Consider the following 22961-nt stretch of genomic DNA (forward strand, 5'->3'; position numbering starts at 1 on the left):
CCGGCCAGTCATGGAGAAAAGTTTCCTTTGCTTGCTGCGGACGGTCAATATTCTTCACCCATGGGTGCAGCCATGGTGATCGGCGTCGACGCGGGGGCGACGACCACGCGGTGTGTGCTCGCCACCCTCGGCGGAGTGGTGGTGGGCCGGGGTACGGCCGGCGGAGCGAACCGTAACAGCAGTGCGGGCAAGGTCGCCGAGACCCTGTGGACAGCGCTCACCGAGGCCCTGGGGAAAACCGACCGGGCCGCGGTGGGCTTGGGAATGCTGGGCGGCGCGGGTTCGTCCGGGGCCGGGCGAGAGGCTTTCCGTACGGCGGCGCAGCGCGCCTGGCAGGACGCCGGACTGCGCGGCGAGGTGGTGACCGTGACCGATCTCGAGGTCGCGTACGCGGCCGGCACCGCCGCCCCGGACGGTGTCCTGCTGCTGTCCGGCACCGGTGCTCTCGCCGCCCGTTTCAGCGGCGGTGAGCTGCGAAAACGCTGCGACGGATACGGGTGGCTGCTGGGCGACGAGGGCTCCGCGGTGTGGATCGGGGTGCGGGCGCTCCGTGCGGTCCTGGCCGCTCTCGACGGTCGCGGCGAGCCGACGAGCCTGGTCGAGGCGGCCCGCCGGCATTTCCACGTGGCCGCGTCGCTGCCGGCCGAGGACACGGCGCAGGCTCTGCTGGCGGCCGCGTTCGCCGTCGCACCGGCGGAACTGGGGCGGCTGGCGCCCACGATAAGCGCCGCCGCCGACGAGGAGAAAGACCCGATCGCCGTACGGATTTGTGCCGCGGCCGCCGACCGCCTGCTGCATACGTTCGACAGCGTCCAGCCGCCGCCGGGCGCGGTGCCGGTGTTGGCCGGCTCGGTACTGCTCAACGATGGACCGGTCAGCCGGGCGGTGCGCGCCGGTCTCCTGGCACGCACCGGCACCGAGCCACGCCCGGCACGCGACGGCGCCGCCGGCGCTGCCGCGTTGGCCATAGCCCGGGTCACCGGCGCCCCCGTGTCGCCGGTGGTGCACTCCCGGCTGACCGGCAGTCTTGTTCCAACCTCCGCCGAAACCCCCACCCCGCCACCTGGGATCGGCTAGCCCGCCGACCTCATCCGGCGCCGGCCGGCCCTGATCCGGGACCCGACGGCGCCGCGTCCCCGGATTGTCCCCACGCTTCCTGCACGAAGCGGCAATCCTCGCCGGGCGGTTACCGGCAGCGCGGTGCTGCCGGCATTCGCCGGATGGGTCGGCGGTCGTGCGGTGGCGGCTGGTGGCGTCCCTGCTCTGCCTGCGGTCGTAGGGTGTCTCGGTGGTCTTGCCGCGGCGATCGCCGGCGCCCCCTCGCCGCCGGCGATCGCCGCGTAGATCGGCCGTCACGGTGTGGCTCCGGCTACCGTTTCGGCGGGGATTGCCGCATCGGCCTGACTTGTCGTGCCGGGCGCAATCGCCGTGCCGATGGCGCCCGTGCGGCTGGTCGGCGGCCCGCTCCGGGAGCACCGCCGACGACGGTTCGACCGCCGTGACCCGGGGACAGGCACGGCGGGCGCGGATGGTCGGGGCTCTCATGCGCCGGGCCGCGGGTAGAGCAGGTAGGGCCGCCGCCGCTGCTCGAAGGCGGCGAGCTCCGCGGACCACGCTCCGACGACCTCGGCGGCCGAGGCGCCGGCGTCGACCATTGTGCGGAGCCGGGCCGAGCCGGTGAGCAGGTCGATCCAGTAGCGGGCACCGTCCAGCCGCCAGGCGAAGGACGTTTCCTTCCGGGCCTCGACCAGCATCGACACCGCGGTGCTGATCGGGTCGTAGCGGCTCTGGTCGGAAACTTTCACCTCGATCCCGGCACACGGCCGGCCGGCGAACTTGTTGAACGTCGGCGTGAAGTACGCCTCGCGGAACTGCGCACCCGGCAGCTTCAGCGCCGCCATCCGGTCGCACCAGTGGTAGTCGAGGCCCGGTCCGCCGATCAGCTCGAACGGGCGGGTGGTGCCGCGCCCCTCGGACAGCGACGACACACCCTCGAACAGGCCGGTGCCGGGATAGACGACCGCGGTGTCCGGGGTGGGCATGTTCGGGCTCGGCAGCACCCAGGGAAGGTCGGTGTCGCCGGCGAACAGGTGCCCGTGCCATCCGCTGCAGGAAATTACCTTCAGGTCGGCCTTGCGTCCCGCGTCGGTGGGTAGGAATTCTCCGTTGTAGAAGCGCGCCAGTTCGCCGACCGTCATACCGTGCTGCTGGACGATCTTCAGGCGGCCCACGCCGGAGGTGTAGCCGTCGGTCATCATCGGTCCGTACGCGCGCCCGCCGATCGGGTTCGGCCGGTCCAGGACCAGGTAGCGCAGGCCGAGCCGGGCGGCCGCGGCCATCGAGTCGTAGAGCGTGTAGATGTAGGTGTAGAACCGGGCGCCGACGTCCTGAATGTCGAACACGACGGTCTGCACGCCGGCAGCGGTGAAGATTTGCTTCCACCTGTCCTGGGTCGCGCCGTAGGCGTCGTAGACGGTCAGCCCGGTGCGCGCGTCGATGCCGGTGCCCTCGCTGCCGCCGGCCTGCGCGGAACCACGGAAGCCGTGCTCGGGGCCGAAGACGCCACCGATGGTGACCCCGGCGGCGTGCATCCGGTCGACCAGGTGCCGGTACTCCCGGTCCACCCCGGTCGGGTTGGAGACCACGCCGATGCGCTCACCCTTGATCGCGTCCCAGCCGCTGGCGGCGAGCTTGTCCATCCCGGTCCGGATCGGGATGCGGGGGAGCAGGCCGGGCTTTCCGGCTGCGGGTACGGCACCGGCTGCCCCGGCGGCCGGTCCTCGGGCACCGCCGGCCACGTCCGCTGCGCGCGACGCGGGCGAGCTCAGCCCGGCGCCGGTCATCCCGGCCGCGCCGGCCACACCCGCTGCGAGCAGAGCGCGCCGGTTCATGGGACCCGCCAGGTGAGACCGTAGCCGTACGGGTAGTGGCCGGGAATTTCCACCGGAAGCTTGCCGCGCGGTGGTACGGCGCCCAGCAGCACCTTGGCCAGCGACTTCATGGACACTTCCGTGTAGCTGTAGGTGGCCAGATAGGTGGTGACCCCGGGAAGGCTCGCGAGGTCGTACGGATCGCGAACCGCCACCACTACCACCGGTCTACCCGTTGCGATCAGTGCTTTCACGAGAGCTTGCTGCCGGCCACCCGGATCGGTGACAGTGGTGTCCCACGCTTTGCTGGTCAGCACCACGGTGAGGTCGACTGCCGAGGCCGCGGTCACCGCCTCGGCGATCTTCTTGTCGTCCGGCAGATTGGTGATCAGCGAGGTGGCGCCGAGCTCCCTGGCCAGCACCGGAACCGTGTTGTAGGCGCTGGAGTTCCAGCCGGTGACGAAAATCTTCTTTCCCGCCGCGGCGTAGGGCAGCAGACCGGTGTCGTTGCGGATCGCGGTGACGGTGCGGTCGGTGACCGACTGGGCCACTCGCAGGTGCTCGGCCGATCCGACGGAAAGCTCCGCCGCCGCCGGATCCACCGGGGTCCAGCTCAGCAGTCCGCGCTTCTGCTTGAGCGCGAGAACGCGCCGGACCGACTCGTCGATGCGCGCCTCGGTGAGCTCGCCGGAGGCGACCGCGCCGAGCACCGCGTCGAACGCGACCTGCGGATCCGGCGGCATCAGCAGCATGTCGACCCCGGCCTTGAGCGCCAGCACCGGCACCCGGTCGTCGCCGTATTTCTGCCGAACCCCCGCCATTTCGAGGGAATCGCTGACGATCACCCCGCGGTAGCCGAGCTCGCCGCGCAACAGTCCAGTGATGATCGGCTTGGACAGGGTGGCCGGGTCGCCGGCCGGATCGAGCGCCGGCACCACGATGTGCGCGCTCATGATGGCGTCGACCCCGGCCGCGATCGCGGCCTTGAACGGGGGTGCGTCGATGCGCTGCCACTGCTCGCGGGTGTGCGTGATGACCGGCAGACCGGTGTGACTGTCCGTGGCGGTGTCGCCGTGGCCGGGGAAGTGCTTGGCGGCGGCCGACGTGTTGGCGCCGAGCTGGAAGCCGAGCACCTGACTGGCCGTCAGCGAGGCGACCAGACCGGGGTCGCTGCCGAACGAGCGCACTCCGATGACTGGATTCGCCGGGTTCACATTGACGTCGGCGTCCGGCGCCCAGGCCTGGGTGATGCCGACCGCGCGCAGTTCGGCGCCGGTGACCTGCCCGGTGCGGTAGGCATCGGCCGGGTTGCGCCCGGCGCCGAGCGCCATGCCGCCGGGGAACTGGGTGGCCGGCGCCGGCATCCGGGAGACCACGCCGTGTTCCTGGTCGGTGGAGATTTCCAACGGGACGCCGGTGGCGGCGGTGGCGGCGGCCTGAAGCCCGTTGCTGAGCGCCGCGATCTGCCGCGGGTTCTGCAGGCTGTTCGTCCAGGTGAAGTAGATGACGCCGCCGAGGTGGTACTTCGCGACGACCTCGGCCGGGGTGTCGACGCCGTACAGCCGGCGGTTGTCGGCCGAAGCCGTGGTCGCGTCGCTGCCGTAGACGTAGCCGGTGAACAACTGGCCGACCTTCTCCGGCAGCGTCATCCGCCGCAGGATCTTGTCGACCGGCGATGCGGCGGCGGCCGGCGCGGCGAACAGGGTGCCACCCAGCGCGGCGAGAGCGAGAAGAGCGACGGAACGCGTTCGCATGGTGCCCGAAGGTAGCCGGGTCGCCGAGTCATGGCAATAACCTTCGCTCCCCTTGCGAGTCGCGAAGGAAACATTCATCCTCTACCAATCGACGTATGGAGAGGCGTTGATGATCAGTCTGCTGTTTTACGTGGTCGCGGGCCTGGCTGTCCTGCCGGTGGCCGTTCCGGGGCGCGCCGGGTCACCGACACCGGACCCTGGGATCGGTGATCTGTCAGCGGGCGTTTCGCGCTTCGAGGCCTTTCCCGTGGTCACGCCGACCGACATCGTGTTCCGACAGGACGTGCTGCGCCCGGGCACCGCGCGCCAGGCCGGCCTGGTCCCGAAAGATATTTCCGCCCTGCCCGGCATCGCCGCGTCCTACCTGCGGCCCACGCCGGATCATCCCGGACATCCGGCGTACGCCGGTGCCACCGTGCTGGCCGCACACCACGGGATCGTGGTGTCGCGGTTCGCGGTCGGCGACGCGGTCCGCTACACCGCCGGCGCCACCGGAATCGTCGAGCTGCCCCCGGAGCAGCGCATTCCGGCCCGCACCGACACCCTGTGGGATCTCGCCTCGATCTCGAAGCTGTTCACCACGATCGTGGTGCTGCAGCAGGTCGAGGCCGGCCGGGTCGCTCTGGACGCGCCGGTCGCCACCTACGTGCCGGAGTTCGCCGCGGGCGGCAAGGCTTCGGTGACGGTCCGGAACCTGCTCACCCACACCTCCGGGCTGCCGGCGTTCCTGCCGCTGTACTCCACCTATCCGACCCCGCAGCAGCGGCTCGCGGCGGCCCTGAGCACGCCGGTCGTCGCCGGGAGCACACCGGGCGGGCAGTACGTCTACTCCGACATCGGGCTGATCGCGCTCGGCGTGCTGATCCAGCGGGTCACCGGAAAGCCGCTCGCCGACGCCGTGCGCGACGCGGTGACCGGCCCGCTCGGCATGCGCGACACCGGCTACAACCCGGCGCCGTCACTGCGCAGCCGGACCGCCGCGACCGAGTACGAACCGTACGTGAACCGGGGGATGGTCTGGGGCTCGGTGCACGACGAGAACTCCTGGGCCCTGGGCGGCGCCGCCGGGCACGCGGGCGTCTTCTCCACCGCGGATGACCTGGCGATTCTCTGCCAGACGCTGCTCAACGGGGGCAGGTACCGCCACCACCGGATCCTGTCCGAAGACATGGTTCGCCAGGCGCTGGTCAACTACAACGCGGAGCTGCTGCCGGCGTTCCCGGACAGCGCCCGCGGACTCGGCTTCGAGCTGGCCAGGTACCGGTACATGGACGCGATGACCTCACCGGTCACCTTCGGGCACACCGGCTTCACCGGTACGTCGGTTGTGATCGACCCACTGGGCCAGTCGTTCCTGATCCTGCTCAGCAACCGGGTCCACCCGGATCGCGCCTGGGGCACCAACGACGTCGCTCGCAACGCTCTGGCCCGGACATTCGCGGCCGCCCACCCCATCGGCATCCCGCCGGGCAGCGGAGAAGTGTGGCGCACCGAGCTGCGCGACAGCGCCGTGATGAGCCTGATCGCCCCGCTGGCTCGCCCGGTCGGCGAGAAGGCGAAAGGTTCCTTCCGCATCTGGTACGACACCGAGCCGCTGCACGACACGCTGCGCCTGGAGTCCTCCTCGGACGGCCAGACCTGGATCCCGGTGCCGATGACACTGCGCCCTGCCAAGGACACGTCCTCGAACGAGGCGCCGGGCGGCGCCGGGCCGGACCGCGGCGATCCGGGCGCGTATGTCGTGCAAGCGGGCGACGGCGTGCTCACCGGATTCGGTGGGCGTCGGTGGTGGTCGGCCGGTGTGAACCTGCCGACCGGTACGACGCGGCTGCGCTTCACCTATCGGACCGACGGCGCCGCGCAGGGGCGGGGTGTCCTGCTCGGCCGCCTGCGGGTGGCCGACGCCGGCGGGACTCTCGTCGACGGCAGCACGGCCTTGGCCACCGACGGCTGGAATCCCTACGAGAACACATAAAACGGGAGCGGATCATGCATAGATTGAGCCGGCGCGGATTACTCCAAGGCGCGGCGGGCGTCGCCGCCACGGGGGCGCTCGGCGGCTGCGCCATGGGTGGTGACGACGCCAAGGGCGACAGTGCCAAGGGCGCGACCAGCGCGAACAATCCGCTCGGCGTCAAGGAGGACGCGCCGCTCGAGGTGGTCATCTTCAACGGTGGCTTCGGCGAGGAGTACGCCAAGGCCCACGAGGCGCTGTACCAGCAGCGCTACCCGAAGGCCGAGATCAAGCACTCGGCGACCCAGCAGATCGCCGAGACCCTGCAGCCCCGGTTCGTCGCCGGCGACCCGCCGGACGTGATCGACAACTCGGGCGGCAGCCAGATCGACTTCAACGGCCTGGTCTCCCAGGGCGCGCTGACCGACCTCGGTGAGCTGCTCGACGCGCCCAGCCTCGACGACCCGAACAAGAAGGTCCGCGACACGCTGCTGCCGGGAATCGTCGACGTAGGCACGTACGACGGAAAGTTTCTGACCTTGAACTACGCCTACTCGGCGTACGGCATCTGGTACTCGAAGAAACTTTTCGACGCGAAGGGCTGGCAGTACCCGAAGACCTGGGACGAGATGATCGCCCTCTGCAAGACGATCAAAGCGGCCGGGATCTCGCCGTGGACCTACACCGGCGTGCACGCCCGCTACATGAGCTGGCCGATCCTGGCCGCGGCCGCCAAGCTCGGCGGCCTCGACGTGATCAAGGCGATCGACAATCTGGAGCCGAACGCCTGGAAGCACGACGCGGTCAAGGCCGCCGCCGAGGCCTACTACCAGCTCGCCGTCGACGGATATCTGCAACCGGGCGCCGAGGGCATGGACCACATCCAGGCGCAGACCGAATGGTGTCGCGGCCACGCCGCATTCGTCTCCTGCGGGTCGTGGCTGGAGAACGAGCAGAAGTCGGTCACCCCGCCCGGCTTCGACATGGCCGTGGCGCCCACGCCCAGCCTCACCACCAGCGACAAGATGCCGTTCGAGGCGTTTCGCGGCACCGGCAGTGAACCGTTCATCGTCCCGGCCAAAGGCCAGAATGTCCGGGGTGGAATGGAATACCTTCGGGTCATGCTCTCCACGAAGGCCGCCGCCGACTTCACCACGAAGGTCAGCAGCCTCACCGCCGTGACCGGCGCGGCCGCGGGGCTCGCACTCGGCCCCGGGCTGACCTCGGTGACCAAGCTGATCGACGCGTCCCAGGGCGCCGCGTTCACGTGGCTGTACTCGACCTACTACCGCAAGCTGGAACGCGAGCGGGTGAACGCGGCCTCGTTGGAGCTTTTCACCAAGCGGATCAACGCCGCACAGTGGTGCGACAAGGTGCAGAAGTCCGCCGACGAGTTCGCCAAGGATCCCGCGATCAAGAAGTACAAGCGGGCCTGACGTGTGGGGAAAACGGCTGTTCATCGCGGTCTTCCTGCTCCCACCGCTGCTGCTGTACGGGATCTTCGTCGTCTCGCCGTACGCGCAGGCGTTCCAGATCTCCGGCACCAACTGGAGCGGGTTGTCCCCGACGTTCGAGTTCGTCGGTTTGGACAACTTCCGCCGGCTGCTCGGCGACGGCTACTTCTGGACCGCGATCAGGCACAACGGCCTGCTCCTGCTGCTGCTCCCGGTGGCGACGATCGGGTTGGGACTGTTCTTCGCCTCGATGATCAGTGTGGGCGGCCGCGCGGACCGGGCCGGTGTGCACGGCGTACGCGGAGCAGGTTTTTATCGGGTGGTTTATTTCTTTCCTCAGGTGTTGTCGGTGGCGATCATCGGCGTGCTGTGGAAGCAGATGTACGCCCCGCACACCGGCATGATCAACGGGTTCCTGCGGGGCATCGGGCTGGACGCGCTGGCGGTGGCCTGGCTCGGCGACCCGCGCTTCTCGTTCTGGTGCGTGCTGGCCGTGCTCATCTGGATGAACGTCGGCTTCTACGTCGTGCTCTTCGGCGCGGCCATGCAGTCGATCCCGCGTGACCTGTACGAGGCGGCGCTGCTCGACGGCGCCAGCCGGGTCACCACGCTGGTCCGGATCACCGTGCCGCTGCTCTGGGACACCATCCAGGTGGCCTGGGTGTATCTGGCGATCGTCGCGATCGACGGGTTCGCGATCGTGCAGATCATCACCGACGGCGGGCCGAGCTCGTCGTCGGACGTGGTCGGGCTACGGCTGTACAAGACCGCGTTCGCCGACGGGCAGTTCGGCTACGCGTCGGCGATCGGCGTGGCGATGTTCTTCCTGACGCTCACCGTGGCGGCCATGTTCCTGCGAGTGACCCGTCGCGACCGGGTGGAGCTGTGATGGCGCTTCTCACCGAAACCCGCCCGGAGTCACCGCCGGAAACTTTCCCCCAAAAGGCCCAGCGCACGGTGCCGGTGATTTCCCACGTGTTCCTGGTCGGCTGGGCGCTGCTCACCACGCTCCCGCTGGTCTGGGCGGTGCTGAGCTCGTTCAAGAGCGACAACGAGATCCTCACCGACCCGTGGAGCCTGCCGTCGAGACTGCGCTGGGAGAACTGGGCCCGCGCCTGGGGCCAGGCGCACATCGGGCGCTACTTCCTCAACAGCGCGATCGTGGTCACCGGCGCGCTGGCCATCACCATGCTGTTCGGGGCGATGGCCGCCTACGTCCTGGCCCGCTACAAGTTCCGCGGCAGCCGGATCATCTACTTCGCCTTCACCGGCGGCATGATGTTTCCGGTCTTCCTCGCGCTCGTGCCGCTTTTCTTCGTGGTCCGCAATCTCGGCCTGCTCGGCACACTGCCCGGCCTGACCCTGGTCTACGCGGCGTATTCGCTGCCGTTCACGGTGTTCTTCCTGACCGCGTTCTTCCGCACGCTGCCGACCTCGGTCGCCGAGGCCGCGATGGTCGACGGCTGCGGCCATTTCCGGCTGTTCTTCCGCGTCATGCTGCCGATGGCCCGCCCCGGTCTGGTCAGCGTCGCCATCTTCAATTTCCTGTTCCAGTGGAATCAGTACGTCCTGCCGATCGTGCTGATGCAGGGTGAGGGCGCCGAGCGCAGATGGGTGCTGGCCCAGGGGCTGACGGCGCTCGCGGTCAACGAGGGCTACCGCGGGGACTTCAGCGGCCTGTTCGCCGGCATGACCATCGCCATGCTGCCGGTGCTCGCCGCCTACCTGCTGTTCCACCGCCAATTCCAGAGTGGCCTGGCCGCCGGCCAACTCCGGTAGCTCGCCGATGATGCGGGATCGGATCGTGGCCGGGCTCGGTGCCGGAACCGCTATCGTCGCGAGATGACCGCCGAGTGCCCGCTGTCGCGGGAATACGTGGGCATCATCTGGATCGGAGACCGGCCCGGCATCCGTTTCTGCATTCTTGCGGCCTCCTTCGGGGACGCGAAAGCCTTGCTGGCCGAGGAGTACGGCGAAGGGCACGTCATCTCCATGTGGAACGAGAAAGCCGCCTCGCGGCCACGCGAATGACACGCACCCTGATCACCGGAATGTCGGGGGCCGGCAAGAGCACGCTGCTCGCCGAGTTGGCGCGGCGCGGGCACGACGTCGTCGACACCGACTACGACGGCTGGACGCTGCCGGACGGGGATTGGGACGAGCCCCGCATGGCGGCACTGCTGGCGCAGATGAAGGAACTTTTTGTCTCGGGGACGGTGGCGAACCAGGGCCTCTTCTACGACCGGTTCGATCACGTCGTGCTGCTCAGCGCGCCCCTCGGCGTACTTCTCGAACGGGTGGCCAAGCGTTGCGGCAATCCGTACGGAAACAGCGAACGTGACCGAGCCGAGATCGAGCGGTACCTGCGCGAGGTCGAACCGCTGCTGCGGCGCGGCGCCACCCTCGAACTCGACGGGCGCCGGTCGCTGACCGACCTGGCCGACGTCGTCGAGCGGCTGCATCGCCGGTGACGGCAATGGCCGGCGCCGTGCCGGGCTCAGGAATGTGTGATCGGGGTCCGCGTCTGCGGTTCCAGGGGCAGGGTGGCCCGCACCTCGAACACCTCGCCGGAGCGCAGGCCGGCCGAGAACCGCCCGCCGGCCGACTCGGCCCGTTCCCGCATTCCGATCATGCCGTGGCCGGTGCCCGGACCGCGGTGCCCGGCTCGCGCGGCGTTGGTGACCACGATCTCCAGGACGTCGCCGAGGTAGGAAAGTTCCAGGTCCGCGCGGCGCTCGACGCCGTGCTTTCCCGCGTTGGTGAGCGCCTCCTGCACGATCCGGTAGGCGGCCAGCCCGGCCGCCGCCACCAGCGGCCGGGCCGCACCTGCGCCGCTGACCTGGACGTCGAATCCGCTCTGGCGGAAAGTTTCCACCAACTCGTCGAGTTGCTCGAAGGCCGGCGTCGGTTGCCGGCTCTCCGGCTCGTCGTCGGAGCGCAGCAGCCCCACGGTGGCGCGTAGTTCGTCCAGGGCGGTGCGGCTGGTCTCCTGGATACCGGCGAGCGCCTGGTACGCCCGGTCCGGGTCGGTGCGCATCAGATGGTGCGCGACTCCGGCTTGGGCGTTGACCAGGGTGATGTGGTGGGCGACGACGTCGTGCAGGTCCCGGGCGATGCGGATGCGCTCCTCGCGCACCTGCCGGCGGGCCTCCGCCTCCCGGCTCTGCTCGGCCTCGACCGCGCGCTGCCGCTGCTCGTGCAGCATGGCCCGCTGATTGCGGATTGAGGAGCCGACGGCGACCGCCGCGGCGACATAGTTGATCGGCACGACCACGTGGATGTCACCGAAGTGGTCCGGCAGCCAGATCGCGGAACTGGCGGTGAGCAGCACCGCCGCGACGGTGGCGAGGATCGTCGCGGTGCGCCGGTCGGTGTGGCGGGCCACGGTATAGAGCGCGACCATGGTGGCGACGTCCGGGATGATCAGGTGCGGCGCGGCGGCGGGAAAGGCGGCTCCGCACACCATGGCGGCGACCGCGGACGTACGCGGAAATCGCCGCCGCCAGAACAACGCGCCCGCCCCGGCCACCAGGAAGATCAACTGCCAGGTGGTGGGGGCGTGCAGGCCCGTGCCCTGTCCCCAGGCCACCTCGGCCATGAAGACAAGCACCACCAACAGCGGCACCATGTCAGGTGCCCGAGCGTGGCGCGACGAGACCGGTCTCGTAGGCGAAAACCACCAACTGCGCGCGGTCGCGGGAGCCGGTCTTCATCATCGCCCGGTTGATATGGGTCTTCGCGGTGGCGGTGCTGATCGTGAGCCGGTCCGCGATCTCCTGGTTGGACAGCCCGGCACCGGCCAGCACGGTGATCTCCCGTTCCCGCGTGGTGAGGTCGGCCAGCGCCCGGGCGTACTGCGGGGCGCCGACGAGGGGCCGGGCCGGCGCGGGCTGCGCGAGGAAGCGCCCGATCAGCGCGGTCGTCGCGGCGGGCGACAGAAGGGAATCTCCGGCGGCCACCGTCCGTACGGCGGAAATGAGCTCCTCGGGGTTGACGCCCTTGCCGAGGAAACCGCTGGCGCCGGCGCGCAGCGCGGAGACGACGAACTCGTCGGTCTCGAACGTGGTCAGAATCAGCACCCGGACCCCGGCCAGGGCCTCGTCGCCGCTGATCCGTCGGGTCGCCTCGATGCCGTCCATGTCCGGCATGCGGATGTCCATCAGGATCACGTCGGCGCGCAGCTCGCGGGCCAGGGTCACGGCCTCGGCGCCGGTGGCGGCCTCCCCGACGACCTCGATGCCGGGCTGGGCGTCGAGCAGCAGGCGGAAGGTCGCGCGCAGCAGCGCCTGGTCGTCGGCGAGCAGCAGTCGGATGGTCACCGGATCATTCTCCGCATTCGAAAGTGGCCCGCGTGGCGACCGAACACTTTCGGTCACCGCAGGTTGTCGGGCGAGGGCCGCCGGCCCGGAGCAACGATGCGAAGGTGGCCACCGACGGAACTTTTCGGCGTGGTGGGATCCAGGGTGCCGTGACTGTGGGATCCACGTCGTCAACCCGGTGCCGCATCCATAGGTACCGCGGATGCGTTACGGCTGCGGCCGCGACGCCGGGCATACCGCGATCACGGTACGGCGGGTGTGCGCGGGCGGGGATGCGGTCTGCGCGGGCGGGGGTGCGGGTCTGCGTGGGCGCGTCGGTCGACTCCGCCCCGCGACGGGCGGTGGGCTCGTGGCCGGCCGATGTCGCCGGGACGGCTCTGCTGCCCGGGCGCCGGCTCGGCGCCAGCCGCTGTGGGCGCGACGGATCTGCTGTTCGGGCGTTGTGACGCTCGCGCTGTTTGCGCAGGTCCGGACTCACCAGCCGAAGCTCGTGGCGGCGTTGCCGACCAGCGGCACCGCCTCTCCCGGCCGGGTGATCGGTGCCACCAGCATCCCGGCCGCCGCGTCGCAAAGGAAATTTCCGACGGCGGCCCACTCCGGATCCCGCCCGTCGCGTTCCGCGCGAGCCTCCACCTCCGCGGCCGTGCTCACCGCCATCCTCGTGATCAGCGCGGCCCGCGCGGTCACCACGTCGTGGTCCAGGTGCGCGAGGCGCCCGGCCAGCGACCGCAGGATCCGCGTCGTGGTCGGCGCCAGGTCCGCGTTCACCGACATCAGCGCCCGCGTGGCGGGATCGTGCAGCGCCTGCCCGAGGAACCGGGCCCGCCAGGTCGGCTGGGGGAGCGCTGCCAGCACCGTCGTCGTCGGCACCACCAGGCTGCGGATGTCGTCGAGCACCGAGCCGGAACTTTCCGACATCGCCCGACGTGGCTCCTCGACCGCGGCCGCGTGCCGCGCGATCAGGGCCCGCAGCAGGCCTTCCCGGCCACCGAAGTAGTAGCGCACCGCGGAATGGTTGGTGTTGCCGGCGGCCTCGGCGACCCGGCGGTCGGAGACCTGGGCGATGCCGGCCTCGGCGAAGAGCCGCTCGGCCGCGTCGAGCAGGGCGTCGGTCATCGGCGGGGTTCCCCTTCTAAGGCACGTGACTTACGATCCTAAGCCACGTGACTTACGTGAGTGCGGCAGGATCGAGGAACCGATGAGATCAGTGATCGTGACCGGCCCGGGGCAGACCGCCGTCGTCGAGGTGGCGAAACCTTCCGCCGGCCCGGCCGACGTGCTCGTCCGGATGCGGGCCTGCGGCATCTGCGGCTCCGACGGCATGTACATCGCGGTCGGCGGCATTCCGCCGCGGCAGGGCGCGACGCCGCTCGGGCACGAGCCGGCCGGCGAGATCGTCGAGGTCGGCGCGGAGGTGACCGGGCTCGCCGTCGGTGACCACGTGGTGCTGAACCCGATGGCCTCCGCCGACGGCATCATCGGCAGCGGCGGCGCCCAGGGCGGGCTCTCCGAGTTCGTCGTCATCCGCGACGCGGTGGTCGGCGTCCACCTGGTCACCGTCCCGAAGCACATCCCGTTCGAGGTGATGGCGCTTAACGAGCCGATGGCGGTCGCCACTCACGCCGTCAACCGGCTCGAGCCGAAACCCGGCCAGACGGCGGTAATTTTCGGCGCCGGCCCGATCGGGCTGGGCGCGGCGATCGGGCTGAAGCTGCGCGGTGCCGCGCACGTGGTCGTCGTCGACGTCGTTGCCAACCGGCTGGAGAAGGCCCTGCGGATCGGCGCCGACGCGGTGATCAACTCGGCGCAGGAGGATGTCGCCGCTCGGCTGCGCGAGCTGCACGGTGAGGCGCCGCGCTACTTCGGCCGCGCCGGCAAGCCCGCGACCGAGCTGTACCTCGACGCCGCCGGCGCTCCCGCGGTGATCGACACCGTCCTCGCCTCGGCCCGGCACGGCGCCCGTCTGAGCATCGTCGCCGTGCACAAGAAACCGGTCAGCGTCGACTTCGGCGCCCTGCTGACCAGCGAGATCACGATCGCGCTCGCGATGGGCTACCCGACGGAAATTTTCGACGTCACCAAGGATCTGGTCGAGCACTGGGAGAAGTACGCCCTGATCGTCAGTGACGTCGTCCCGTACGCCGAGGTCGACCGGGCACTCACTCTCGCGGCCACTCCGGGTGCGGCGGAGAAAGTTGTCGTCACCCTGCCCTGAGCCGCCGTCGGGTCATTTCCTACGGGAACACAAAACCGTTCGCCGTACGGCGGGAGTCACCTGCCTGCGGTAAGTCGTTGCGCGGTGCGTTGCGGGGTCGGCACGGATGTGGCCATGGTGGGTGCGCGGGTGAGGCTGCAGGCGCGCCATCGCTTCGAGGAGCAGGAGCAGCATGAACGAGACGGCCCAGCGACCCGGATTGTGAGGCCGTGCGGCGGATCGACGGCTGGGCGGCCGGCTTGCTGGGCTCGTTCGCCCGTCCGCCCGTCCGCCCGTCCGCCCGCCGGCCCGGTTCGCGAGGCCGTGTGGTGAATTGATGGCTCGGCGTTCGGCTACCTGGGCTCGTTCGCTCACCGGTTCGATTCGCGAGGCTGTGCGGTGATACGACGGGCGGTCTTCTGCTTGCCGGGTCATTGCGAGGTGGGCCGGGCGCCGCGGCGCCCGGCGATCAGCCTGCGAACTCCGGGTGTGCCAGGAAGAAGTCGTTGATGGTGCGGCTGTCCTCGGGCGTGAATGCCGCCCGCGGAATCACGAAAGCCAATGCGCCGAATTCGCCTTTGACGGACCAGGCATGCCGGCCCCGGTGCACGCGCGCGACGTTCGCCCATTCGACCCGTTTGGTGCCGGTCGACGAGTGCACCGCCGCGCCCTCGTTCGTCACCTCGTAGCGGACCGGCTCGGCGTATTGGCGGCGCTGCAGGCGCCAGGTCAACGCGAGAAGTCCCTCCTGAAGGCCGATGATGCCGGCGCCGAAGAGGACCGCGTAGACCGAATTGATGGTGAATGCGCCGTTCAGCGCCCACCACACGCCGGATCCGGCGATGAACAGGGCGAAGAGGCGGCCGACGATGAGCCGGATGAGAGGCCGGGGCTCGTTGAGCTCCATGCGGCGGTATGTGGCGTAGTCGATGAGCAGTTCCCCGTGCATGCGCGGCATTCTGCCACGGCGATCAACGGCGGTCGATCTTGGTGGTACGGCATCGTGTGGGACGCGTTCCCGGCGTCGCGTCCTCCGTATCGGGGTGCGATTACCAGTTGGTCTGCTCGTCGCTCTGGTGCGGGCGGGCGACGGTCGGCGGGTGCAGGACGTAGCAGATGCCGCGGCTGGTCGACAGCCAGGAGTGTTCGAAATCGGACCTCGGGACGGTGCGGCGAACGTCGGCGTCGGCGTTCGCGGCGGGGTCGTTGAGGACCGGATCGCCGCCGGTGGTGAAGCCGGCCAGGACGACCACGTGACCGTTGGAGGACAGGATCAGGGGCACTCCGGCGGCGATGAACTTCTCCGCCTCGGTGAGCGAACCCAGTCGGGTGACGAAGGCGATCAGGCCGCGGCGGGCGGCGTGGGCGACGTTGAAGGACCAGTTCCCGAATCCGTACGCGGGGTCGTGCACGTGCGCGGCGGCGTGATCCACCTGTGGGTCGGGGTGGTCGGCCGGCAGGTCGAGCAGTTCCTCGGGGCCGGGGCCGACGCCCCAGAAGTCCAGCACCATCGCGATCGACGTCGGACTGCACCAGCCGCGGCCGCCGTGGTCGGCGTGCAGGTACTGGGCGTAGGCGGGGACGTCCAGCACGACGCCGTGCGCCCGTCCGGAGTCGTCGGCGGAAGATTCCTGCGCCACGGCTCCGGAATGCGGTGCCTCGGACAGCGTCCTGGAAAACGATGCTCCGGGAAGCGGCACCCTCGTCGGCGGGGACGCGGAGTTCGACGCTCGGGACATCAGCAGGCCCGCCCGATGCAGGACGGGAATTTCCTTCGAGCCGTGCGGCCGCAGCAGAGTGATTCGCATCTGCACGGACTGCCACCCGTCGCCGGCCGCGATCAGCGTGTCGGTGTCGACTCGTCCGTCCTGGTCACCTTGGCCGGTGATCGAGGTTCGCTCGTGCTCGGACCAGTGCCCGAGGTTGTACCACCGGGTGAGCGTGCCGCCCGTGGCTACCCCGCGCGCCTCGACCCGGAGTCGGCTCGAGCCGGGCGTATGGGCCGCCCATGACGGCACCAGCTCGCCCACGGCGAACCCCGGGCTGATCAGCGCTGAGGTCCAGTGAAGAAAATCTTCGCCGTCCTCAACGCCGTCCGGGGCGTCCAGGCGTACGCCGTAGCCGTCGCCGCTGCTCAGCTCTGCCGCGGTCCACTCCCGATAGGAGGCAGTGGGACCGGTCCTGGTGGAAACTTTCACCCGTGCTCCTTCGAGATTGCGAAGGAAAGTTTCGATCAGAGTGGCCCAACCGTGGAACATTTTCAATACCGACGCGCCGTCCACGCTGTCGCGCCGATGCCGGGCCGGCCCCGCCGCTCGTGCTGCCGGTTCCGCCTGCGGGCTGCGCGGGGCGGCCCCGCGGTCCGCTCGCTGTCTGTGCAGTGCGCGGCGCCACCCGCACCGTCCGCGCACTGCACGCGCCGTGCCCGCGATCCGTGTGTTGCCACCGCCGTCAAGGTGGCGCGCGGCCGGTGCGTTGTGTGGGCCGGTGGCCGGGCCGCTCGCGGCCGGCGCGCTGTGCGGGTCGCTGGGCGGGGTCGCCCGCGGCCGTGCCCTGTCGCGTCGGTGGGCTGTGCGGGTCGCTGGGCGGGGTCGCCCGCGGCCGTGCCCTGTCGCGTCGGTGGGCTGTGCGGGTCGCTGGGCGGGGTCGCCCGCGGCCGTGCCCTGTCGCGTCGGTGGGCTGTGCGGGTCGCTGGGCGGGGTCGCCCGCGGCCGTGCCCTGTTCGCGTCGCTGGGCCGGGTCGCTCGCGGCGGTGCGCTGTGTGGGTTGGTGGGCTGTGCGGGTCGGTGGGCGGGTTGCTCGTGGTCGGTGCGCTGCCGGTGCGCTCGCGGCATGCGAGCCGTTTGCCGAGTCGTCGGTCTTTGGAGCGGCCTGCCTGCCGGCCTGCCGGGCGCATGGTGGTCCTTAGGGTGCCGACGACAGTCGTTTGTGGATTATCGTTTCCTGCGTGGACGAGATCGACCCGACTGTCGCGCATCCCGCCCGGCGCTACAACTACTGGCTGGGCGGTACCGACAACTTCGCCGCGGACCGGGCCTCCGGGGACGAATTGGAGAAACTTTTTCCCAAGGTGCGTCTCGGGGCGCTTGCCAACCGGGCGCTCCTGGGCCGGGCCACGCGGTTCCTGGCCGCCGACGCCGGGATTCGGCAGTTTCTCGACATCGGGACCGGGCTGCCGACCGTGGACAACACGCACGAGGTGGCGCAGCGACACGCCCCGTCGAGCCGGGTGGTGTACGTCGACAACGACCCGCTGGTCGCGGTCCACGCGCAGTCCTTGCTGAACAGCAGTTCGGCGGGGCGAACGTCGTACATCGAATCGGATTTGAATGATCCTGAAGCGATCCTCGGTCACCCGGCGCTGCAGGCGACGCTCGATCTGACGCAGCCGGTCGGGCTGATGCTGATCGCGGTGCTGCACTTCATCCACGGCGACGGGGCCGCCAAGCCGATCGTCGAGCACCTGCTCGACGCGCTGCCCGCGGGCAGCTATCTGGTCGCCACGCACGCCACCTCGGACTTCGGCACGCCGCAGCAGCAGGCCCTCTACCGTCAGTTGGTCGAGCAGGGCCGCTCGGACGTGTGGACCCGGCCTCGGGACGAGTTCGCCGGCCTCTTCGACGGCCTGGAACTGGTCGATCCCGGTGTGGTTCCGGCGAGCGAGTGGCGCCCGGAGCCCGGCACGGACATTCCCGATCGTTCCGACATCAACGTGTGGACCGCCGTGGGCCGCAAGCCCTGACAAGCGGTCGGGTTCGAGCCTTTTCGATCGTGCCGTGTGACATTCAATTGCAATTTCTGTGACCGACCTCCTCGTTACTTCCGGACAAGGCGGAGCGTGCTTTATCCAGCTATCGGCTGGGGGTACAATGGGCGAGGTGAAGACGTTCCTGATTCTTTTACGCGGCATCAATGTCGGCGGCAAGAACAAGGTTCCGATGGCTGACCTGAGAAATTTCCTGGAAGGGCTCGGGTTTCTCGACGTCTCAACCTATATCGCCAGTGGCAACGTGGTCTTGACGTCGGACCTGAAGGCTGACCAGGTGGCGGACCGGATCGAAGCGACCCTGCCCGGGGCTTTCAAGCTTGACAGCGAACTGATCAAAGTCCTGGTCCTCACGCGTGATCAACTCCAGGCCGTCGTGGACGACAGGCCGAAGGGCTTCGGCGACCAGCCGGACAAGTACCACAGCGACGCGATTTTTCTGATGGGCATCAAGTCCGCCGAGGCGATGCCCATATTCAATCCACGCGAAGGCGTCGACAGGGTCTGGCCGGGTAATGGTGTCGTCTATTCGGAGCGTCTCAGCGCGCAGCGAACAAAGAGCCGGCTGAGCTCGATGATGGCGTCGCCGCTCTACAAGTCGATGACTGTTCGCAACTGGAACACCACGGTCAAATTGCTGGAGATGCTCAATGCCAGAGGTGCGCAGGAGGGGAATTAGCGCAGCCCTTCACCCATTGCAGGATCCCGGATCTGCCGGAGACGAGTGCCCGAGCTCTGGGCCGGTCCGAAGGAGAATTCCTTCGGCAGTCCCGGGCGCTGTTGGTGGACGTCAGCCGATGAGGCGGTTGCGGCCGGCGAGGTAGCCGAAGGCGATCAGGATCGCCTCCAGGGCGATGATGGTGATCAGGGCCGGAGTCCAGGAGCCGGTGGCGTCGTGGAGGGCGCCGACGGCGATCGGGCCGGCGGCCGCGACCAGGTAGCCGATCGACTGGGCCATTCCGGACAGCGCCGCGGCCTGGGTGTGGTGGGCGGTGCGCAGGCCGAAGAACGACAGGGCCAGCACGATGGCGGCGCCGCCGGCGATGCCCGCCAGGCTGGTCCAGATCGCCGCCTGGTGCGGTGCGGCGAGGATGCCGGCGGTCGCGATCAGGAACATCGCCGGCGCGAGGATGCCCAGCAGGCGCTGGTCGCGGAACCGGGGGATCAGCCTGGAGCAGGCGAGGCTGCCGGCGATGCCGAAACCGTTGAGCAGTAGTTGATGCACGCCCGCGGCGGTCTCGCTGATGCCCGCCGAGTTCTCGATCGACGGCAGCCAGGTGATGAAGACGTAGTAGCCGGTGGACTGCAGGGCCATGAAGGCGGTGACCTGCCAGCCCAGCGCGGTGCGCCACGGGCTGCGCCCGGGCGCGACGACGGCCGGCTCCGGGGTGCGGTCGTCGTGGGTGGGTGGCAGCTCCGTGCGCCGCCGCAACTGCGGGGCGAGCACACCCAGCCCGATCAGGGCCAGGCCGGCCCACATGCCCATCGGCACCCGCCAACCGGCCGCGGTCAGCCCGGCGATCGGCACGGCCAGGCCGGCGGCGATCGCGGCGAAGACCGCCTGCACGGCCGAATACGTCCCGGTGACCTGGCCGATCCGGGTCGGGAAGTCCCGCTTGACCAGCGCCGGGAGCACCACGTTCACCACCGCGACGGCGACGCCGAGCAGCACGGTGCCGATCCACAGCAGCGGCTGCCCGGGCAGCGACCGGACGACCAGCCCGATCGCGAGCACCGCGAGGCCCGAGCCCAGCGCGCGTTCCAGGCCGATGCGCCGGGCCAGGCCGGGCGCGATCGGGGAGACCACGGCGAACGCGATCAGCGGCAGGCTGATCAGGGCGGACGCGGTCAGTGCGGACAGGCCCAGGTCGTGGCGCAACTGTTCGAGGACCGGGCCGACGGTGGTGATGCCGGCCCGCAGGTTCGCCGCGACCAGCAGCAGGCCGGTCAGGACCAGGGCGGGGCTCAGCGTGCGGGTCCGGTGCTCAGTGATGATCATTTTCGTCTTCCTGTACGAGCTGGACCATGTGTTCGGCGGCGGAGGCGGCGGCGCCCGGATCGCGGGCCGCGATCGCCGCCACGATCGCGGCGTGCGCGGCGTCGACGTCGCGCAGCCCAGGCCGGGCGGCCGCGAAGTCGACGCCGGGCGCGTGGAAGTGCAGCAGCGCCTGCTCGTTGCCGCCGGAGCCCCGGTACAGCTCGGCGAGCAGGGCGTTGCCGGAGGCCTCGAGCAGCAGCCGGTGGAACGCGATGTCGGCACTGGCGTAACCCGGGCCGTCGGTCGCGGCCAGGCGCGCGGCCAGCGCCGCGCGCAGGTCCTCGATCTGCTGCTCGGTGGCGCGCGTGGCGGCCAGCCGGGCGCCCTCGCGCTCCAGCAGCAGGCGCACCTCCGCGACGTCGGCGCGGCGGTCCTGCTCCATCCGGCGGGCCAGGGTCGGGGCGAGATCGCTGGTGGCGGTCACGAACGTGCCGTAGCCGGCCTTCGCGCCCAGCAGGCCGGCGTGCACGAGCGCGCGCAGACCCTCCCGGACGCTGTTGCGGCTGACGCCGAGCTCCTGGGTCAGCTCCATCTCGGTGGGCAGCAGGGCGCCGACCGGGAACTCGCCGTCGGCGATGCGGCGGCGCAGTTGGTCGGCGACCTGCTGCGCCAGGGAGGTGCTGCGATTCAGGCTCGGCATGCCCTCACCCTGCCATTGAGCCAAATGTAGGACAAGCGGTTGTGGCCGGGCTCGCAGACGGTGGCGCGTTTGCCGGGCGGCCTATGCGGAGGCGGCGGGGAAGTCGACCTCCACGCGCAGGCCGTCGCGGCCGGTGGACGTCGCCGCGATCGTGCCGTCGTGTGCCCGGGTGATCGAGCGGGCGATCGCCAGCCCCAGGCCCGCTCCGCCGCTGTGGTCGATGCGGGCGGCCGAGCGCCGGCGGAACGGCTCGAAGAGGGCGGAAATTTCCTCCGGCGGGATGTCGTCGCCGGTGTTGACGATGGTCAGCGCGGGGGCCGCTCCGACCCGTACGTCGATGGTTCCTTCTGTTCTGTTGTATTTGACGGAATTTTGCACCAGGTTCGTGACCAGGCGTTCCAGCAGGACCTGCTCGCCGAGAACCACCCGGGGCAGCAACGTCGTGGTGATGGTGAGGCCCGCCTCGGCGGCGCGTTTCCGATGCGCGTCGACGACCGCCTCGGTGATCCGGTCGAGCCGCAGCGGCGTCCGCGACATCAGGCCGCGGTCGCTCTCGCTGAGCACGAGCAGGCCCTCGATCAGGCGTTCGTTGCGCTCGTTGGTCTCCAGCAGCTGCGCGGTCAGCAGCGCCATCTGCTCGGCGGTCAGGGTGTGCGCCATGCTGACCTCGATCAGCGTGCGCTGCACGGCCAGGGGCGTGCGCAGCTCGTGCGAGGCGTCCGCGGCGAACCGGCGCTGCGCCTCGTAGCCGACCGCGATCCGGTCCATCATCTCGTCGATGGCGCGGCCGAGCCGGGCCACGTCGTCGCCGTCGGCGCCGGGCCGCAGGCGGTGCCCGAGATTCTGCGGGCCGACATCGGCGATCAGCGGCACCAGGTCGCGCACCGGCCGCAGGCACCAGCGGATCAGCGGGACGCAGCAGGCCACCAGCCCGGCGAGCAACAACAGGCGCACCAGCGTGGTCGGGATGCTCGGATGCCGGAAGAACTGCGTGCACAGGTACGACGAGTCGGCGCCGGGCGAGCCGTTCACCGGCAGGGCACACGGCGACGGGATGAACGTCGACGCCAGCCTGAGCACCCGCTCCGCGACCCACGGCAGGATCTGCGCCGCCGTCAGAAGGAAAATTCCGACGAGCAGCATCCGCCGGGCCGGCGAGCCGATGTTCACGAGCCGAGCCGGTAGCCGACGCGGGGAACGGTGTGGATCAGCGGCGGGTCGCCGAGCTTGCGGCGCAACGTCATGATCGTTACCCGGACGGTGTTGGTGAACGGGTCGGCGTGTTCGTCCCAGGCCTGTTCGAGCAGGTCCTCGGCGCTGACGAGCCGGCCCTCGGCGCGCAGCAGCACGTGCAGGACGGCAAATTCCTTCGGGGACAGTGCCAGCACCAGCCCGTCGCGGGTGGCGGTGTGCCGGGTGACGTCGAGCACCACGCCGTCCTGCTCCAGCACCGGCGGCAGCGCGGTGACCGAGCGTCGCGACAACGCCTGCAGGCGGGCGACCAGCTCGGCGAAGGCGAAAGGTTTCGTCAGGTAGTCGTCGGCGCCCAGCCCCAGGCCCTCGACGCGGTCGCGGATGCCGACGGCGGCGGTCAGCATCAGCACCCGGGTGCCGGTGCCCGAGCCGGCGATCATCCGGCAGACGTCGTCGCCGCTGCGCCCGGGCAGGTCGCGGTCGAGGACGGCGACGTCATAACGGTTGACGCCGAGCCGTTCGGCGGCGCTGTCACCGTCGTAGACGACGTCGACGGCCATCGAGAACCGGCGCAGCCCTTCGGCGACCGTGTCGGCCAGAATCCGCTCGTCCTCGGCGACCAGTACCCGCACGCCGTGCCCCCTCTACGGTCAGTCTGCGTGCCGCAGAAGAAACCCGGCCGCTGGAGGTCTTCGCCGCTCGGCAGCCGACGAGCCCTCCCGACCGACAGCGTCTCAGATCAGCTCCACCGGACAGCCTCGCAGCGCACGAATAAAAC

The 22961-nt window shown here is 70.1% G+C and carries 21 protein-coding genes; 10 read left to right on the forward strand and 11 right to left on the reverse strand.

Features of this window, described 5'->3' with window-relative positions:
- Positions 1-60: 60 nt before the first annotated feature.
- Entirely contained in the window at positions 61-1077 is a 1017-nt protein-coding gene (locus L3i22_RS17950) for an N-acetylglucosamine kinase (RefSeq protein ID WP_221328106.1), read from the forward strand.
- Between the two features lie 464 nt (positions 1078-1541).
- Here the strand turns inward: L3i22_RS17950 and L3i22_RS17955 are convergent, their stop codons facing one another.
- Both L3i22_RS17955 and L3i22_RS17960 read right to left on the reverse strand, forming a co-directional pair.
- Positions 1542-2891, reverse strand: a complete 1350-nt coding sequence (locus L3i22_RS17955) for an exo-beta-N-acetylmuramidase NamZ domain-containing protein (RefSeq protein WP_255658355.1) — start codon at positions 2889-2891, stop codon at positions 1542-1544.
- The gene (locus L3i22_RS17960) at positions 2888-4624 is read right to left on the reverse strand and encodes a glycoside hydrolase family 3 protein (protein WP_221328107.1); all 1737 of its coding nucleotides are present in this window, start codon (positions 4622-4624) and stop codon (positions 2888-2890) included. The genes L3i22_RS17955 and L3i22_RS17960 overlap by 4 nt, the downstream gene beginning before the upstream one ends.
- Positions 4625-4871: 247 nt before the next feature.
- Here L3i22_RS17960 and L3i22_RS17965 point away from each other — a divergent pair, with 247 nt between their 5' ends.
- The 6 genes from L3i22_RS17965 to L3i22_RS17990 all read left to right on the forward strand — a co-directional run bounded on the left by L3i22_RS17965 (position 4872) and on the right by L3i22_RS17990 (position 10503).
- Complete coding sequence (locus tag L3i22_RS17965) at positions 4872-6599, forward strand: serine hydrolase domain-containing protein (RefSeq protein WP_221328108.1); 1728 nt, start codon at positions 4872-4874, stop codon at positions 6597-6599.
- Between the two features lie 14 nt (positions 6600-6613).
- Positions 6614-8014 (forward strand): N-acetylglucosamine/diacetylchitobiose ABC transporter substrate-binding protein, encoded by a 1401-nt coding sequence (gene ngcE, locus L3i22_RS17970; RefSeq protein ID WP_221328109.1) that lies wholly within the window; start codon positions 6614-6616, stop codon positions 8012-8014.
- A gap of 1 nt (position 8015) precedes the next feature.
- Positions 8016-8921 (forward strand): carbohydrate ABC transporter permease, encoded by a 906-nt coding sequence (locus L3i22_RS17975; protein ID WP_221328110.1) that lies wholly within the window; start codon positions 8016-8018, stop codon positions 8919-8921.
- Complete coding sequence (locus L3i22_RS17980; protein WP_221328111.1) at positions 8921-9811, forward strand: carbohydrate ABC transporter permease; 891 nt, start codon at positions 8921-8923, stop codon at positions 9809-9811. The genes L3i22_RS17975 and L3i22_RS17980 overlap by 1 nt, the downstream gene beginning before the upstream one ends.
- A 63-nt stretch (positions 9812-9874) precedes the next feature.
- Positions 9875-10063, forward strand: a complete 189-nt coding sequence (locus tag L3i22_RS17985) for a hypothetical protein (protein WP_221328112.1) — start codon at positions 9875-9877, stop codon at positions 10061-10063.
- Entirely contained in the window at positions 10060-10503 is a 444-nt protein-coding gene (locus L3i22_RS17990; RefSeq protein WP_255658356.1) for an AAA family ATPase, read from the forward strand. The genes L3i22_RS17985 and L3i22_RS17990 overlap by 4 nt, the downstream gene beginning before the upstream one ends.
- 26 nt (positions 10504-10529) lie before the next feature.
- Here L3i22_RS17990 and L3i22_RS17995 read toward each other — a convergent pair whose 3' ends face one another.
- From L3i22_RS17995 to L3i22_RS18005, 3 genes are all read right to left on the reverse strand, one after another.
- Positions 10530-11660 carry a sensor histidine kinase gene (locus tag L3i22_RS17995; RefSeq protein WP_221328113.1) on the reverse strand — a complete coding sequence of 377 codons (1131 nt, stop codon included), beginning with the start codon at positions 11658-11660 and terminating at the stop codon, positions 10530-10532.
- 1 nt (position 11661) lies between these two features.
- Positions 11662-12351 carry a response regulator transcription factor gene (locus L3i22_RS18000; RefSeq protein WP_221328114.1) on the reverse strand — a complete coding sequence of 230 codons (690 nt, stop codon included), beginning with the start codon at positions 12349-12351 and terminating at the stop codon, positions 11662-11664.
- A gap of 474 nt (positions 12352-12825) precedes the next feature.
- A complete protein-coding gene (locus L3i22_RS18005; RefSeq protein ID WP_221328115.1) occupies positions 12826-13467 on the reverse strand; it encodes a TetR/AcrR family transcriptional regulator in 642 nt (213 codons plus the stop codon).
- An 82-nt stretch (positions 13468-13549) separates the two neighbouring features.
- On the opposite strand from L3i22_RS18005, the gene L3i22_RS18010 reads away from it, so the two are divergent.
- A complete protein-coding gene (locus L3i22_RS18010) occupies positions 13550-14566 on the forward strand; it encodes a zinc-binding dehydrogenase (protein ID WP_221328116.1) in 1017 nt (338 codons plus the stop codon).
- Positions 14567-15014: 448 nt separating this feature from the next.
- Here the strand turns inward: L3i22_RS18010 and L3i22_RS18015 are convergent, their stop codons facing one another.
- Complete coding sequence (locus tag L3i22_RS18015; RefSeq protein ID WP_221328117.1) at positions 15015-15494, reverse strand: YcxB family protein; 480 nt, start codon at positions 15492-15494, stop codon at positions 15015-15017.
- A 100-nt stretch (positions 15495-15594) separates the two neighbouring features.
- Positions 15595-16743 carry a C39 family peptidase gene (locus L3i22_RS18020; protein ID WP_255658357.1) on the reverse strand — a complete coding sequence of 383 codons (1149 nt, stop codon included), beginning with the start codon at positions 16741-16743 and terminating at the stop codon, positions 15595-15597.
- Between the two features lie 749 nt (positions 16744-17492).
- Between L3i22_RS18020 and L3i22_RS18025 the strand changes: the two genes are divergently transcribed.
- Complete coding sequence (locus tag L3i22_RS18025) at positions 17493-18287, forward strand: SAM-dependent methyltransferase (RefSeq protein ID WP_255658358.1); 795 nt, start codon at positions 17493-17495, stop codon at positions 18285-18287.
- Positions 18288-18414: 127 nt separating this feature from the next.
- Complete coding sequence (locus L3i22_RS18030) at positions 18415-18990, forward strand: DUF1697 domain-containing protein (protein WP_221328119.1); 576 nt, start codon at positions 18415-18417, stop codon at positions 18988-18990.
- 111 nt (positions 18991-19101) lie between these two features.
- Here the strand turns inward: L3i22_RS18030 and L3i22_RS18035 are convergent, their stop codons facing one another.
- From L3i22_RS18035 to L3i22_RS18050, 4 genes are all read right to left on the reverse strand, one after another.
- The gene (locus L3i22_RS18035; protein WP_221328120.1) at positions 19102-20310 is read right to left on the reverse strand and encodes an MFS transporter; all 1209 of its coding nucleotides are present in this window, start codon (positions 20308-20310) and stop codon (positions 19102-19104) included.
- Complete coding sequence (locus L3i22_RS18040; protein ID WP_221328121.1) at positions 20297-20989, reverse strand: FadR/GntR family transcriptional regulator; 693 nt, start codon at positions 20987-20989, stop codon at positions 20297-20299. The genes L3i22_RS18035 and L3i22_RS18040 overlap by 14 nt, the downstream gene beginning before the upstream one ends.
- An 81-nt stretch (positions 20990-21070) precedes the next feature.
- A complete protein-coding gene (locus L3i22_RS18045; protein ID WP_221328122.1) occupies positions 21071-22159 on the reverse strand; it encodes a HAMP domain-containing sensor histidine kinase in 1089 nt (362 codons plus the stop codon).
- Positions 22156-22815: a response regulator transcription factor gene (locus L3i22_RS18050; protein WP_221328123.1), complete on the reverse strand. Its 660-nt coding sequence runs from the start codon at positions 22813-22815 to the stop codon at positions 22156-22158. The genes L3i22_RS18045 and L3i22_RS18050 overlap by 4 nt, the downstream gene beginning before the upstream one ends.
- Between the last annotated feature and the right edge of the window lie 146 nt (positions 22816-22961).

Origin of the sequence: Actinoplanes sp. L3-i22 (genome assembly GCF_019704555.1) — a bacterium.
GTDB lineage: Bacteria > Actinomycetota > Actinomycetes > Mycobacteriales > Micromonosporaceae > Actinoplanes.